This is a genomic window from Pedobacter sp. AC190, assembly GCF_979258025.1.
In genome coordinates, this window is record NZ_OZ409824.1 from 3,911,677 (window position 1) to 3,927,345 (window position 15,669).

At 36.9% G+C, this 15,669-nt stretch carries 11 protein-coding genes, 1 tRNA gene and 1 other RNA gene; 4 read left to right on the forward strand and 9 right to left on the reverse strand.

Features of this window, described 5'->3' with window-relative positions:
• The first annotated feature begins 21 nt into the window (after window positions 1-21).
• Window positions 22-399 (forward strand): response regulator transcription factor, encoded by a 378-nt coding sequence (locus ACZZZI_RS17260; RefSeq protein ID WP_316760171.1) that lies wholly within the window; start codon window positions 22-24, stop codon window positions 397-399.
• On the opposite strand, the gene ACZZZI_RS17265 is transcribed toward ACZZZI_RS17260, so the two are convergent.
• From ACZZZI_RS17265 to gltB, 6 genes are all read right to left on the reverse strand, one after another.
• Complete coding sequence (locus ACZZZI_RS17265; RefSeq protein WP_463490232.1) at window positions 396-1,202, reverse strand: mechanosensitive ion channel family protein; 807 nt, start codon at window positions 1,200-1,202, stop codon at window positions 396-398. The genes ACZZZI_RS17260 and ACZZZI_RS17265 overlap by 4 nt on opposite strands.
• Before the next feature lie 19 nt (window positions 1,203-1,221).
• Window positions 1,222-1,374, reverse strand: a complete 153-nt coding sequence (locus ACZZZI_RS17270) for a hypothetical protein (protein WP_316760166.1) — start codon at window positions 1,372-1,374, stop codon at window positions 1,222-1,224.
• Window positions 1,375-1,383: 9 nt separating this feature from the next.
• Entirely contained in the window at window positions 1,384-1,749 is a 366-nt protein-coding gene (locus tag ACZZZI_RS17275) for a SpoIIAA family protein (protein WP_316760164.1), read from the reverse strand.
• Window positions 1,750-1,959: 210 nt separating this feature from the next.
• Window positions 1,960-3,048 (reverse strand): metallophosphoesterase, encoded by a 1,089-nt coding sequence (locus ACZZZI_RS17280; RefSeq protein ID WP_463490235.1) that lies wholly within the window; start codon window positions 3,046-3,048, stop codon window positions 1,960-1,962.
• A 241-nt stretch (window positions 3,049-3,289) separates the two neighbouring features.
• Complete coding sequence (locus ACZZZI_RS17285) at window positions 3,290-4,756, reverse strand: glutamate synthase subunit beta (RefSeq protein WP_316760156.1); 1,467 nt, start codon at window positions 4,754-4,756, stop codon at window positions 3,290-3,292.
• A 3-nt stretch (window positions 4,757-4,759) separates the two neighbouring features.
• Window positions 4,760-9,259, reverse strand: coding sequence for a glutamate synthase large subunit (gene gltB / locus ACZZZI_RS17290; protein WP_463490237.1), 4,500 nt, complete (start codon window positions 9,257-9,259; stop codon window positions 4,760-4,762).
• Between the two features lie 415 nt (window positions 9,260-9,674).
• Here gltB and ffs point away from each other — a divergent pair.
• Window positions 9,675-9,774: signal recognition particle sRNA small type (gene ffs, locus ACZZZI_RS17295), an RNA gene on the forward strand.
• Between the two features lie 85 nt (window positions 9,775-9,859).
• Window positions 9,860-10,519 carry a fructose-6-phosphate aldolase gene (fsa, locus tag ACZZZI_RS17300; RefSeq protein WP_316760150.1) on the forward strand — a complete coding sequence of 220 codons (660 nt, stop codon included), beginning with the start codon at window positions 9,860-9,862 and terminating at the stop codon, window positions 10,517-10,519.
• A 196-nt stretch (window positions 10,520-10,715) separates the two neighbouring features.
• Here fsa and ACZZZI_RS17305 read toward each other — a convergent pair whose 3' ends face one another.
• From ACZZZI_RS17305 to ACZZZI_RS17315, 3 genes are all read right to left on the reverse strand, one after another.
• Window positions 10,716-11,222, reverse strand: a complete 507-nt coding sequence (locus ACZZZI_RS17305; RefSeq protein ID WP_316760147.1) for a D-glycero-alpha-D-manno-heptose-1,7-bisphosphate 7-phosphatase — start codon at window positions 11,220-11,222, stop codon at window positions 10,716-10,718.
• A 139-nt stretch (window positions 11,223-11,361) separates the two neighbouring features.
• Complete coding sequence (locus ACZZZI_RS17310) at window positions 11,362-12,648, reverse strand: sugar MFS transporter (protein WP_463490240.1); 1,287 nt, start codon at window positions 12,646-12,648, stop codon at window positions 11,362-11,364.
• A gap of 211 nt (window positions 12,649-12,859) precedes the next feature.
• Window positions 12,860-15,298, reverse strand: coding sequence for a glycoside hydrolase family 95 protein (locus ACZZZI_RS17315; protein WP_463490242.1), 2,439 nt, complete (start codon window positions 15,296-15,298; stop codon window positions 12,860-12,862).
• A gap of 179 nt (window positions 15,299-15,477) precedes the next feature.
• On the opposite strand from ACZZZI_RS17315, the gene ACZZZI_RS17320 reads away from it, so the two are divergent.
• Window positions 15,478-15,550: transfer RNA gene (locus ACZZZI_RS17320), tRNA-Lys, on the forward strand.
• The last annotated feature ends 119 nt before the right edge of the window (window positions 15,551-15,669 follow it).

Consider the following 15,669-nt stretch of genomic DNA (forward strand, 5'->3'; position numbering starts at 1 on the left):
TTTAAAAATCCTTCCCAAACCTTGGCAAAGAAAAACATTTTGGTTATAGAAGATAACCATGCAATTTTAGATGTTATTACCCTTATTTTAGAAAGTGAAGCTTTTAATGTTTCTGGATTAAATCAAGGCTCTAATTTCCTTAACCATGTACTCGAATTCCAACCCGACGTAATTATAATGGATATCATGCTTCCAGATATTGATGGCAGGGTATTACTTAAAGAATTAAAAGAAAACAACCTTACCAAACACATTCCAGTCTTAATGATTTCTGCAAGGTACAATGCTACTAATTATATGCTCGATAATGTTGAGGCAGATGATTTTATGGCTAAGCCATTTAACATTGATGAATTGATGGATAAAATTTATGCGCTCCTTAAAAAAGCATTAATTTAATCGGGCATTCCTGGTAATTTAATTCCACCATCTTTTAAGTTTTGTAACAGCTTTTTTTGAAAAGCAAGCTTCGTGTCGATAAAACCGTGCGCTTTTAGCCAAACATTTAAAACAACTTTAAAACCATTATCTTCCAAACTCGAAACTCCAATCCTTCTTTCAGGTGTTTTTAAGCAGTTTTTAAAATCATCTATTGTTCGGTTAAAAATTTCAGCTACAGCATCAAAATCAATTCCGTAACTAAATTTTATTTCGATATCCAACCTTCTACTTCCCTGCTTACTTATGTTAATAATTACCTCGTTAGATAATTTACTGTTTGGAATAACGACGGTTCTATTATCAAATGTGGTAACTATCGTATAAAATATCTGAATAGATTTTACTGTTCCTTCTTGATTTTGAGCAATGATATTATCGCCAACAACAAATGGTTTTAATAATAAGATCAGCACGCCACTTGCAAAATTCTGTAGTGTACCCGATAATGCCAAACCAGCTGCAACACCAATACCGCCAATTAGTACTGTTAAAAAAGTTAGCTGAACACCAATGATTTGCATTACGGTTAGCACCAATAATATGCGCAACGTAATTAATACCAAACTCGTTAAAAAAGGCCGCAACGATGGATTAACATCTTTTCTTTGCATTCCGTTTTGTAACCACCTGCCTAGCAATTTTATCAACCACCAACCTACAAAAAGAACGATTAATCCTAAAATTACTGAAGGACCCTTGGTAATAATCCATTCGTAAATTTTATTATAGAAAAGGTGTAATTTATCAGCATCTAACTTCATAAAAATCAATTATTTGCATTTAAGGTTTCTTATGTTTTGAAGGATTATCTTTTTCTACATTTACTTTTTTAGCATCTTTTGCCGATGTTACTTTTTCATCAGCACCTTTCGCTTTCGAACTTTTCGGTGCGGTAGCCTTGCTATCTTCAGCCGAAGTTTTAGAATTTTTCATAGCTTAATTTTAATCTTTAGCCAACCATGCTTTGGCCTCTTCAATTTCTTCGGGTTTAAAGCCCTTCGAACTTCCAGGAGTTGCAATAGTAAAAACATCTGTAAACCACTCTACTCCTTTTTCAGCGCTTACAACTGCAATTTTTTCCCATTTAGTAAAGTTTTGCAAGCCTGCTTTAGCATCCTGAACCCAGGCACCAGCTGTAAAATTTTTTACATCAGTTTCTAAAACCAGCAAATACCTAATTTCACCAAACCGATCTGCAGTCCTTTTTAATCCTGGTAACAAAACATCTTTTAAATCATTAGCATCTACTTCGCCTGTTGCCCTAACGCCAAAAATGTTATCTGGTAAACCTGTTATTTCTATTAACATATTCTTCAATTTATTCTATATAAACAGTAGAATTGCAAAAGATGTTTTATTCACGAAAAATTTCTAAGAAATCGTATAGCGTATTAAACCCTGATTGGGTTCATAGCAAATTAAATTTTAAAGCTTTATACTTGGTATGAGGAAAGAGTTTGAGGCTATTATAGTTTCCTAGTCTGCAGATGGCACTTAGTCTTTCGGTAATGAAGACGGTTAAATATCCATCAATTCTTCTAATTTCATTTCTTCTAAAATATATCTTTCAGGTTCGGTAGTTGTTTTGTACGACCATTTGACTAACCTGATTAACCCATTTTCTATTTCAATTCCAGTAATATCGCCATCGTTATAACAGCAACAACCCGAGTTAAAATAAGCTGATTTGTATTTGTTTAACTTAGGCTGTTCATCGCCTTTGGCAACGCGTTTACTTAGTTCCGCAGTTAAAAAATCTATCTCAGCCTTGTTGTTATCTACATTTGCTTTAGCCAGTTTCGCATATAATCTTTCCAAATGTGTAAGCGATGCAAAAACAGGTTGATGTGTATGGCCAGTAATTAAGGCTATATTCTTCTGTTCGGCAACCCAACTGTACATCAGTACATTATGAACAGATTTAAGTTGATTATCATAAGCTGGTGTATTTGGATTAATCTTTAAGTAAGATTGTAAAGGTGCCCAAATCGTACTTACAAACCATTTACTAAACCAATTTCCATCGCTTTGTAAATCGCCCTGGTGCCCATGAGTTAGAAAAATATCCAATACCTTTTCGTTTGCCTTAAACCGTAAAATAGCACCCTCGTAAATTCTGATTACTTTGCCATAAATACGGTTCAAATTAAATTGAGACAAAGGATCGTTATCCCAATACAAATCGTGGTTGCCAAATATTTTAATAAACGCATTACGATCTAAGAATAGTTGCTCGGCCGCAAATGTTTTCTTGTTATGTTTAATTACCGATTCCAAAAGATTTTCCCAAAGCTCCTCACTATCGCCTAAATTAATATAGCTAAAACCTAATTTATTATAATTATCCAATGCTTGCAGATAGTTCTTTTCTGCCAAAGAAAAGTCATCGGCAAAATCCCTGGCGCCTTTATGCTGATCGGAAAAAATAATAAATTTACTTTCCGAATTAATTTCTAAAACCTCGCCTCTTTTACCTGGCGATGTAATCAAATTCTGATAAAGCTTGGTTAATGCATCAAATATTCGTTTGCTATCTGGTCTGGAGCCAAACCTGTTCGACATCCGAATAACCCAGGCACTTAATAGTTTCTGCAAAAATTTCCTCATAATATGGCCTGATTTATATCAAACTTAACAAAAAAGAAAACATTATTTTAATTCAATTATTTGAAAAGGAACACTCCGTTTTTCATCGCATCTTCAGTCCTGTTTTTCGTTTTAGTCCCGATTTTGCAAATCGGGAGCTGCCACTACAACCAGGTTTATATACAACAAACACTGCAAAACCAAAAAAGGCCACAACACTGAGCTGTAGCCTTTTCCTGAATTATTTAACTATAAATTTTACTTATACATAAGCAATCGCATCTTTTGATGGCAATTTGGTTGTTCCCATCAAATATTCATCAACCTTGCGTGCAGCTTCTCTACCTTCAGAGATAGCCCAAACCACTAAAGATTGTCCTCGGCGAACATCGCCTGCGGCAAAGATTTTTGCAATATTGGTTTGATAAGTATGTTCCGATGCTTTTACATTACCTCGGTTATCCAATTCAACACCTAATTTATCGATCAAACCTTCTTTTTGTGGATGTAAAAAGCCCATCGCCAAAAGAACCAATTCACATGGTAAATCTCTTTCCGTTCCAGCAACCTCTGTAAATTTTACAGGTCGGCCATTGGCATCGATTTCCCATTCTACATCAACAACTTTAAGCGCTTTTAAATTACCATCCTCATCGGCTATAAAGTTTTTGGTATTAACCGACCATGCTCTTTGTGCACCTTCCTCATGCGAAGAAGTATTTTTTAAAAGCATAGGATATGTTGGCCAAGGCATGTTTTCGTTTCGTAATTGAGGCGGCATCGGCATAATCTCAAATTGAGTAACCGATTTTGCGCCATGACGGTTAGAAGTTCCAATACAATCAGAACCTGTATCGCCACCACCAATAACAATTACGTTTTTACCAGTTGCCATAATATTTTCTGCAAGTACATATTTATTGGCAACTCGTTTATTTTGCTGCTTTAAGAAATCCATGGCAAAATGTACGCCTTTAGCTTCTCTACCAGAAATTGGTAAATCGCGTGGAATGGTAGAACCACCAGCCAAAACCACTGCATTAAAATCACGTAGCAAAGTACTAATCTCTACATTCTCTCCAACGTTTGCATTACACTTAAATAAAATACCTTCTTCTTTCATTAAATCGATACGGCGATCGATCACATTCTTTTGTAGTTTAAAATCAGGAATACCGTATCTTAATAAGCCGCCTGGAGCATCATCACGTTCGAAAATAGTAACTTCATGCCCAACTTTATTTAGCTGAGCTGCAGCCGCTAAACCTGCTGGACCTGAACCAATAACCGCTACTTTTTTACCAGTTCTGATTAATGGTGCTTTCGCTTTAATAAAACCTTTATCAAAGGCAATTTCTATAATATGCTTTTCAATTTCCTCAATAGAAACTGGCGGACGATTAATTCCCAGCACACAAGCCGATTCGCAAGGTGCAGGACAAATTCTTCCAGTAAATTCTGGGAAATTATTGGTGCTTAACAAAATATTTGCGGCAAGTTCCCATTGGCCTTGATAAACGGCATCGTTAAATTCTGGAATTACGTTACCCAATGGACAACCTGATTGGCAAAATGGAACACCGCAATCCATACAGCGGGCTGCCTGATTGTTTAATTCTTTAGCGGGTAATTCGTTTAAAAATTCTCCGTAGTGTTTTACACGAGTATTAGCCTCTTCTCTAGTGGGCGCAACTCTGTCGTATTCTTGAAATCCTGTTACTTTTCCCATGGCTTAGTGTGTTTTTACTTGTTGACTACGTTTTGCTAAAACTGCTTTGTATTCTTTAGGGAATACTTTTACAAAATGATTCGATTGAGTTTTCCAATCACTTAATATAAATTCTGCAACTTTACTGTCTGTTAAACGGATATGGCTTTTTAATAAGGCTAAAATTCGTTCTTCATCATGAGCTAAAAGTGGATCTAAATCAACCATTTCTTTATTGCATTTACGGGCAAATGTTGCGTTAGGATCGTAAATCCAGGCTACACCACCGCTCATACCAGCTGCAAAATTACTTCCAGTATCTCCAAGTATTAAAACTTCTCCACCTGTCATGTATTCACAACCATGATCGCCAACGCCTTCTACTACCGCAGTAGCACCAGAGTTCCGCACAGCGAAACGTTCACCAGCTTTTCCACGGGCAAATAATTCGCCAGATGTTGCGCCGTAGAGCGCTACGTTACCAATAATTATATTTTGTTCGGGAATAAAAGTAGAATTTGCAAAAGGGTAAATGGCTAAGCGGGCACCTGATAATCCTTTACCAACGTAATCATTTGCTTCGCCTTCTAAAGATAAGGTTACGCCCCTGGTATTGAAGGCACCAAAACTTTGTCCTGCAGAACCTACAAATTTAAAGTTAATGGTATCGGGAGGTAAACCTGGACCTAAATGTACTTTCGAGATCTCATTTGATAACATGGTGCCTAATGAGCGATCTGTATTTTTAACGTTAAAGCTTGCGAAAACAGGTTCATTACTATTTATGGCTGGTTGCGCAGCAGCAATTAACTGATGATCTAAAACATTGGCCAAGCCATGATCTTGTTCTTCTGTGTTAAATAACGGTAAGCCATTATCTTCTGCCTTAAACAAAATTGCCGATAAATCTAGGTGCTTTAATTTCCAATCTTCTAATGGTAATTCACGCACTTTTAAAATATCTGCCTGGCCAATCATTTCGTGAATGGTTCTAAAACCAAGTTCAGCCATAATTTCACGTAATTCTTCTGCCAGGAAGTGGAATAAATTAACAACGTGATCTGCATCACCGCTAAATAATTTTCTTAATTCAGGATCTTGAGTAGCAACGCCAACAGGACAAGTATTTAAATGACATTTACGCATCATAATACAACCTGCTGTTACTAGCGCAGCAGTTGCAACCCCCCATTCCTCAGCACCTAATAATGCAGCAATGGCGATATCCCTTCCAGTCTTTAACTGACCGTCGGTTTGTAAAACAATACGGTTACGCAATTTATTTTTCACCAAAGTTTGGTGTGCTTCCGCCAAACCAAGTTCCCATGGTAAACCCGCATGTTGAATAGAAGTTAGTGGCGATGCACCTGTACCACCATCAAAACCCGAAACTAAAATTACATCGGCGTGTGCTTTCGCAACACCAGCTGCAATTGTACCAACACCCGCTTTAGAAACCAACTTAACGTTAATTCTTGCTGCGCGATTGGCATTTTTTAAATCGTAAATCAGCTGTGCTAAATCTTCGATCGAATAAATATCGTGGTGTGGTGGAGGCGAAATTAAACCAACTCCAGGTGTAGAGTGACGAACTTTTGCAATCCAGTCATCCACTTTATGCCCAGGTAATTGTCCACCTTCGCCAGGTTTTGCACCTTGAGCCATTTTAATCTGTAACTCATCAGCATTGGTTAAATAGTAACTGGTAACACCGAAACGGGCAGATGCAACTTGTTTAATTGCCGAACGCATACTATCGCCGTTTTCCATCTTAGTATATCGCATCTCATCTTCACCGCCCTCGCCAGTATTGCTTTTTCCTCCAATACGGTTCATCGCGATAGCTAAGGTTGAATGTGCTTCGTGAGAAATTGACCCGAACGACATTGCTCCTGTTGCAAATCTTTTTAAAATTGCTTCGGTCGATTCTACCTCATTTAACGGAACCGACGGACGGCTATAGTTAAATTCAAACAATCCACGAATGGTGTAAGCTTGTTGTGTTTGCTCATTAACCAGCTTTGAATATTGTTTGAAAATATTGTAATCGTTTTTGCGGGTAGCGTTCTGTAATAAATGTATAGTTTGAGGGTTAAATAAATGCGCCTCGCCCTTGCGACGGAACTTGTAAGTACCACCAGCTGGTAACAAGTTTTCAGTTTGCGTTGCTGGTCCGAAACTGCGATGGTGTTTAATTAAAGTTTCTTTTGCAATTTCATCTAAACCTAAACCACCAATCCGCGAAACCGCTCCTGTAAAATAGTTATTTACAACTTGCTTGTTCAAACCTAAAATTTCGAAAATCTGTGCACCTTGATAAGATTGCAAGGTTGAAATTCCCATTTTAGAGAATATTTTTAATAAACCACTATTTACAGCATAAATATAGTTTTTAGTTAATTGCTCAGCCGATAAACCAGATTCTTCCTGGAAACCATTTACAGTTTCTAAAGCTAAATATGGATTAATCGCGGTAACGCCGAACCCTAGTAAAGTAGCGAAGTGATGTACTTCCCAAATATCACCAGCCTCGATTACGATACCAACAGCACCACGGTAGCCTTTACGGATTAAATGATGATGAACGGCCGAAACTGCCAGCAGAGATGGCATTGCAGCGTGTTCTGAATCGATTGCTCGATCCGTTAATACGATAACCTGAAAACCATCTTCAACCGCATCAACCGCATAACGACATAAGCGATCTAATGCCTTTGCCATAGCGCCAGGCTTACCATCAGCCCTGAAATAAGTTTGTAAAGTTTTGGCCTGGAAAACACCAGTATCAATACTTCTTAATTTTTCCAGTTCTTGATTAGTAAGAATTGGGTGTTTAATGGCTACACAGTGTGCTTCTTTCGGGTCTTCATCCAATAGGTTACCATTGCTACCCATAAAACTAGCTAAACTCATTACCACCTTCTCCCTTATTGGATCGATAGGCGGATTGGTTACCTGAGCAAATAACTGTTTGAAATAGTTAGATAGGTGTTGTGGGCGCTTTGATAAAATAGCCAAAGGTGTATCAGTTCCCATAGAACCAATCGGCTCCTTAGCCTCAATTGCCATTGGTTTAAGCAATAAATCAATATCCTCTCTGCTATAACCGAAAACTTGCTGATACTTGAAAATAGATTCTTCTGAAAGACCAGTAAACATTACACGTGGCTCAGGCAATTCTTCTAAGCGAATTTGATATTGGTTAATCCAATCTGCGTAAGGACTTTTGCTGCAAACCTGAGTTTTAATTTCGTCGTCGCTAATAATTCGCCCCTGTTCCATATCTACAACGAACATTTTGCCAGGTGTTAAACGCCCTTTCTCAATTATGGTGCTTTGATCAATAGCTAAAGCACCAGCTTCTGAAGCCATAATTACGCGATCATCAGAAGTAATGGCATAACGCGACGGACGAAGACCATTACGATCTAAAGTAGCGCCGATTAATTTTCCATCGGTAAAAGCAATTGCAGCTGGACCATCCCAAGGCTCCATTAATGTAGCATGAAATTCGTAGAAAGCCCTTTTAACTGGGTCCATATCTTCATTTCCATCCCAAGCCTCTGGTACCAGCATCATTAAAACATGAGGCAAGGTTCTTCCTGCATGCAGTAATAATTCGATCACATTATCTAAACAGCCAGAATCTGAGTTGGTCTCATCGATAACAGGCAATAACATATCCAATTCTTCTGGAGTAAAATAAGCGGAGGCAAATGACTTGACCCCAGCTCTAAACCAGTTTAAATTTCCTTGTAAAGTATTAATCTCACCATTATGTGCTATAAAACGGAAAGGTTGAGCCAATCTCCATGACGGAAATGTATTGGTTGCGAAACGAGAGTGAACCAGGCCCAGGGCAGAAACTACCCTTTTATCTCTTAAATCGTTAAAGTAAGTGCGAACCTGTAATGAAGTTAACTGTCCTTTATATATAATGGTTTGTGCAGAAAGAGAAACAATATAAAAATCTTTGCCACCATGAACCGTATTTACGATGAGCTTAATCAGGTAATTCTTGAAAATATATAGTTTACGCTCAAAATCAGCGCCTGGATTAACAGTATAAGGACGAGCAATAAAAACCTGCTCAATTTCTGGTTCAACAGAGAGTGCCATATTGCCGATGTCTGTAATATCGACGTCTACTTTTCTGAAGCCTAAAATTTCTAATCCAAGCTTTTCAGCCGCACGGTAAATAAGTTCTCTGCATTCCTCTCTCGAACGAATATCTTTAGGCATAAACAACATGCCTACGCCATAATTATTCGTTTCTGGTAAACTGAAGCCAGCTTTTAGGCATTCATCGTAAAAAAATTCGTGGGGAATCTGAATCATTATACCAGCGCCGTCGCCTGTATTTGGTTCTGCTCCACATGCCCCTCTATGATCTAGATTCTCTAAAATAGTAAGTGCATCGGAGATGATTTGATGCGATTTTCGCCCTTTCACATGTGCAACGAACCCAATACCGCAGGCATCGTGTTCAAATTGCGCATCGTACAATCCACTGTTTGGTTCCATTCTTTGCTCGTTAGTTGTTAGTGTATAGGAAACACTAAGATACAAAAAACGATTATTAAATTACAGACTTAACATGATTTTTGGAATTATTTTAGTTTATATGTAAACTTTAACATTTAAATTAATAATATAGTAATTTATCAATAAAATAATTATCAAATTTATAATGGTAAGATTGTACAATAAATATCAATTTTAAACTATTTTTATAATTAAAATCGTAAAATAAATAATTTATATATAAATATTATATTCATTTATAAAGTAACTACAGTTTGTTTTAAGTCTTATTATATCACCATCTAATTTTACCGTTTAAAATTTTATTAAATTACTAATCAGCCATATAGCCATAATGACTAAAAAAAGAGAAAAATGCATTTTGCAAAACAACTTCTTTTTCTACCTTTGTGGCGGGCAAGTCTTTTACGACCAGCTCCCTTTGAACTCCCCCAGGATGGGAACATAGCAAGGGTAGAAGGTTGTAGCGGTGCGATAGAAGGTGCTTGCCCTTTTTTTTCTTTTCCCTTAATCCCCTGAAGGGGGAATTAAATTCTTCAGGGTTCAATTATTGAAACTCAAATATTAGAATTTATAACCATGAAATTTTTTATCGACACAGCAAATCTTGATCAAATCAAAGAAGCGCATGATCTTGGCATTTTAGATGGCGTAACCACTAATCCTAGCTTAATGGCTAAAGAAGGTATTACTGGCGAGCAAAATGTAATTAACCATTATAAAGCGATTTGCGATATCGTTGAAGATAACGTAAGTGCAGAAGTTATCGCTACTACTTTCGATGAAATCATTAAAGAAGGTGAAGCATTAGCTGCATTAAATCCTAAAATTGTTGTTAAAGTTCCGATGATTAAAGATGGCGTTAAAGCAATCAAATATTTTTCATCAAAAGGAATTAAAACCAACTGTACCTTAATTTTCTCTGCTGGACAAGCATTATTGGCTGCTAAAGCTGGTGCTACTTATGTTTCTCCATTTTTAGGTCGTTTAGATGATATTTCTAGCGATGGTTTAGTTTTAATCGAAGATATCAGAACAATTTTTGATAACTACGGTTACGAAACTCAAATTTTAGCAGCATCTATCCGCGGTCCGTTGCATATTGTAAACTGTGCAAAGTTAGGCGCTGATGTAATTACGGCTCCTTTAGCTGCAATTGTTGGTTTATTAAAACATCCTTTAACAGATAGCGGTTTAGCTACATTCTTAGCTGATCACGCTAAAGCTGCTGGTAAATAATTTTAAAGCTTCAAGACAAAAGCTAAAGCCTGTCTTCAACATAAAAAAGTCCTAAGTAAAGAATCAAATCGATCTTAAACTTAGGACTTTTTTTATTTTTATAATTAAAACGTTCTCCTGGTAATAAACGAGTAAACTGTTATACTGAGCTTGTTGAAGCACCATCAAAACTACTGGAACCAACAGAACACAAAAGCTAGACTAGAGATTCCCTGCGAAGCACTTCCTTAACCTGCTCGTAATTAATCTGTTCATCAGGTTCAATTAAAATACCTTTTACTCCTGCCCCATTTGCGGCCTCAACATCTCTTGGTTTATCGCCAATCATTACAGATAACGCAGGATCAATTTCGTACATATCAATCGCATCTAACAACATTCCCGATTTTGGTTTACGACATTTACATTCGCCACCAACAGTTGGGTGATGCGGGCAATAATAAAAACCTGCAATATCGGCGCCTTTAGCAACAAAAGCATTTCTTAACATTTGATGCATAATTGCTAATTCCTGTTCGGTATATCTTTTTAGCGCAATTCCGCCCTGGTTTGTAATCACAATTAGCAAATAACCTTCATCAAAAAATCTCTTTAAAACAGGTATCTGATAATCTAAAATTTTGAAATCTTCAACACGGGTAATGTAATCGTATATTTCGTGATTAAGTACGCCATCACGATCCAGAAAAATAGCTTTATTCATAAACGTTATAAAATGTAAGATGTGTAAAAGGATGATTTAATATTACATCCGAATTGGCTCAAAAGTAGGAAAAAAATAATGGCATAAGAAAGCCTAATCTGATTAGGATTAGGCTTAATCATAAATATATTAGGCTTTACTATTTTAAATTTAATCCAACTTTGTAGCCCTTAATCGCAAAATAAAGAATGAAGAGATAGCAAGGCATAACAGTAATAAAATATGCCAATTGAAAATCCAGATGCAAATGATCTTTAATAAAAGCATACAGCAAAGGCCAAACTGCACCACCCGCAATCCCCATAACCATTATAGCCGAACCCGTTTTAGTGAATTTGCCCAAATGACTAATGCCTAAAGGAAATATTGCAGGCCACATTAAAGAGTTAGCCAAACCCAATAAAGCAATAAAAATTACGGAAGTATAACCTGACGTTAGGTAGGCGGCAATCGTAAAAATTAAACCTAAAATGGCACAAATTCTTAAAGCAAACTGCTGCGAAATGTATTTAGGTATCGTAATTATTCCGATAATATAACCAACCAGCATACTACCTAAAGTTAGCGAAGTGAAGTATTTACTGATATCGGCACTTATGCCTAATGCTTTTCCGTAAACACCAATAATATCGCCAGCCATTACTTCTGCAGCCACATAAACAAAAATACATAAAGCACCGAAAAACAAATGTGGAAACTGGAAAATGCTTTTATGCTTAACCACCACTCCTTTTTCTTCATCAATTACATCTTCCTCAACATTAACTTCGGGTAAATGTGTAAACTTGATAACAATTGCAAATAAGCAAAAAACAATAGCTAGAACGACGTAGGGCATATTCACGCGACCCAAAACATCGTTTAATAATTGTTCTTTAGCAAGGCCTGTAGCCACTTCGATTTTTTTCTCAATTTCTGAAGCATTCTTCAGGAAAAGTGTACCCATAATAAATGGTACAATTATACCCGCAAACTTATTACAAATACCTGCAATGCTAATTCGTTTTGCAGCACTTTCAATCGGGCCAATAATTGTTAAATATGGATTAGAAGCGGTTTGTAATAATGCTAATGCCGCTCCCTGAACAAAAATACCTGTTAAAAACAAACCGAATGTTCTGGTTTGAGCAGCTGGTATAAAAAGTAATGATCCTATTCCAAGTACAATTAAACCCAAAATAATACCATTTTTAAAACCAATTTTCTTTAAGATCCAGGATGAAGGAAGCGAAAGAAAAAAGTAAGCCATGTAAGAAGCAAACGTAACCAGAAAAGCCTGAATGTCTGATAAACCAAAAGAAAGTTTAAAAAAAGGAATTAATGTTCCGTTAGCCCAGGTTACAAATCCAAAGATAAAAAAGAGTGCGCAGATAATAACAAGTGGCTTCGGGCCTTTGGATTGACCCAAATCTGTAGTATTCGACATAAAAATTAGTTTGGTTTAAGTTGATAAGGCCAAACTAAACAAATATTTTAAGTTTTCCTTAAACAAACGTTTGCGCAATTTAAATTTTACTCATTTTATCAAGCCAAACCCGACATAAAAAACAATTTCATCACAAATACATGAAATTCATCATGGTAAAAACCAAATTCACAGCGAATTTCATGCTAAAAAGAATCACCTATTAAGTGCATTAATTTCTTAAACTATAAATTTCATTTTTTTGAGCCATAAACTTAACCGTTCCATCTACATCCCGCTCAATTTTAAGTGCTTTACCTTTGGAATTGTACAGGTTTAAATGTTTAGGCACTAATACCATACAAATACCACTAACTTTCTTATTTACAATTGTAGATTTCTGTAAAATCCCATTTTGCCAAACTGCATCGATTTCAAAACCTCCCCGAGTGCAAAAACCTTTGAAACTTCCGCTTTGCCAATCCCGATCAGCAGGCAAAGCAGGCAGAAAACGAATTACATTACTTTTACCATGGCTTTGAATCAGCATTTCTGCAATACCTGCTGTTCCGCCGAAATTACCATCAATTTGAAAAGGCGGATGCGCACAAAAAAGATTTGGATAAGTGCCACCACCCTTTTGCATATTCATTTTACTACCTGTTACAGGCCTCAAAAGCTCTTTCAACAGCAGCAGTGCATGATCTCCATCACCAAGTCTGGCCCAAAAATTAATCTTCCAGGCCTTACTCCAACCCGTGCCATCATCTCCTCTTTGGTTTAAAGTTTGTTTCGCTGCTTCCGAAAGTTTTTGATTATCCCAGGGCGTAATCTCATCATAAGGATATAACCCAAATAAATGAGAAACATGACGATGTTTCGGTTCTGCATCCGTCCAGTCTTCCAGCCATTCATTAATATCGCCCCGAGCGCCAATTTGATTTGGTGCCAGCTGGGGCACAATCGCCTCTAATTCCCGACTTAAACTGGCATCGGTTTTTAAAATCTGCGCTGCCTTAATGGTTGCATTAAATATAGAACGACAGATTTGCATATCCATAGTTGGCCCCATTGCCGTTTGTCCTTTAAAACCATCAGCTGTTATATAGGTGTTTTCTGGAGAGTTAGATGGCGAAACCACTAGCCAATTGTTTTTAGTCTCTTTAACCAAAACTGATTTTAAAAAAAGAGCGGCACCTTTCAGAACAGGATAATACGAATTAAGGAAATTAACATCCTTTGTGTACAGATAATGCTCCCAAATATGCGTACTCAACCAGGCGCCACCTGTTAAAGTAGAACCCCATTCTGCACCTTCGCCTGGTGAGGTGTACAACCACGGATTCGCAATTACATGTGCCACCCAACCATCAGCATTATAATAAGCTTTAGCGGTTTTTGTTCCACTGGGCACTAAATTTTTAGTAAACTGAAATAAAGGCTGTGTAAGTGCAGATAAATTGGTAACCTCTGCAGGCCAATAATTCATTTGCAGGTTAATGTTTAAATGATAATCTCCATTCCAGGGCGTTTGGTATTCAGTTGCCCAAAGCCCCTGTAAATTTGCAGGCATTAAACCTGGTCTGGAAGAAGATATAAGTAAGTACCTCCCAAAGTTGAAGTAAAGCGCAGGTAAACTCGCATCACTTTTTCCTGCCTGATATAAGGCTAATCGTTCGTTTGTCGTGAGCGATTCGTTAGTATCTTTGCTACTAAAACTCAGTTTACACTTGTTATAAAATGACTGATATTTACGGACATGGGCTAGAAAAGAAACATCTTCTGCTTCAGCAAAAGCCTTGTTAATTTTATTCTTGCAAAGCGAAACAAGATCAACCGAACTTAAGCTGGCATTTACAGGATTATAATTCGTTTCGGTATTTAAAATTAAATCGCATTCGGTGGCATTTTCTATCACGAGTTCATTACCATCTACCCTAGTAGAGCCGCCTTTTAATTTGGTTTTAACCATAGTAATAAATTTCATACCTAAATCTTTTCCAGCGGGAAGCTGTCCGCTCATTATAATAGTATGGTTTATTGAGTTTATGGCGGCATGCTCTTTTCTAAAAAGGGAAATTTTGAAATTTAAACCACCTGCTTTACCAGCCGAAAACTTAACATGCGTTACATCGCTCATAAAATCGGTGTAAACCTTTTCTGTAAACAAAACACCATTTCTGATAAACCTGGTCTCTGCAACTGCTTTTTCTATATCAAGTGCTCGGCTATAGCCCGAAACTTTATTTAAGGTGTCCTTCCACTGAATAAATAGATCTCCAACCGTTTGGTAACAACCATATCGGGTATTGGCGGCATTCCCATAATGTGAACCATCATCTTTCGAAACAAAATTTTTCTGCAATAGCGATTGTGCTTCCTTATTTTTTCCATCCAGTAACAACTGTTGGATGGGCTTAAGATATAAATATGCGCTATCGCGATTCGCATCTTGTATGCCTCCAGACCATAAAGTAATCTCGTTCAATGCAATCCTTTCTTTAGTCGTTTGGCCATAAACTAAAGCACCTAAACGACCATTTCCTAAGGGCAAGGCTTCTTCGAAGGAAGTGGCTGGTTTATTGAATTTAACCTGAATAGCGGCTTTTTGAGCAGATAACCTGGAAAGTGAAAAAACAAAAAGCACGATTAACAGATACAATTTTGGCATAAAGGATGATATTTGGTTTTTAAAATTATGATTTTACGCACTAAAAACGAAGCCAATAAATTAATTCGCCTATAAATCAATATAGTAGCGCATTTTGTGATTTTTTATTTGCAGGAAATACTCCTGAACCCTATATTTGCACCACTTTAAAGGAAACAGTTAAACGTTTCAATTAAGTTGATTCCGTAGCTCAGCTGGTAGAGCATTACACTTTTAATGTAGTGGTCCTGGGTTCGAATCCCAGCGGGATCACAGAAGATAGTATCAAAACTACGTAAAAGCTTGCAAATCAAATGATTGCAAGCTTTTTTGTTTTAGTGGAAAATCTAAATTACTCACCGATTCTCATATTATAAGTGTGTAATTCGGTG